The 586-nt window shown below is 45.4% G+C and carries 1 pseudogene; it reads right to left on the bottom strand.

Annotated elements, in window-relative coordinates:
• Nucleotides 1-586: pseudogene (locus NQS30_RS21345) on the bottom strand (hypothetical protein); the annotation flags it as partial.

The raw sequence follows: 586 nt of genomic DNA, 5'->3' as shown, positions 1-586 counted from the left end.
ATTTTTAAGGTTTTGGCTGTCAACCACATTGTATGGTACGTCACCCGACAGAGCAAGATCATATTTAGAGTTATAAGGAAGCAGTTCTGGAAGTTTAACGTCTTTAATTTTCTTCCCTGCCTGTCCTGCCTTGTTTATGACTTTCCCCGCCGCATCAGCTTTGTTAATGGCTCCTGCGCCTTTCGTTCCGACGACAGCCACAGCTGCTGAACCAATTGCATATGTCACCCATCTTGATCTGGAGTAAGCATCTCCGTTTACCATATCCTTTTGATACGTTTCCTCGATTGCTGCTGAAACAGCATCATATGTTTTAACAGGATGAAGTACTGCATTCCCCAGTGCTGACAAGGTTTCTCCCGGATCGGTTATGAAGTCCCATAGACCGGTTACCGTGTCTTTCCCGACATCATATAAACCAACGCCGGCTCCTTTTAATATATCCCAAGTCACTTCTCCGGCTTCTTCCAGCTGTTTTGCTTGTTCAAGCTGAATGACATATTGCTGCTGGGAAGGTTCAAGGTTTTCATAGCCGATCTTCTTCACAATTTCCAAATATTCATCCGGATCGGCCACACCGTCAGCC

Origin of the sequence: Bacillus sp. B1(2022) (assembly GCF_040259625.1) — a bacterium.
GTDB classification, from domain to species: domain Bacteria; phylum Bacillota; class Bacilli; order Bacillales; family Bacillaceae; genus Bacillus; species Bacillus velezensis.
This window is presented reverse-complemented; position numbering and strand designations above follow the sequence as displayed.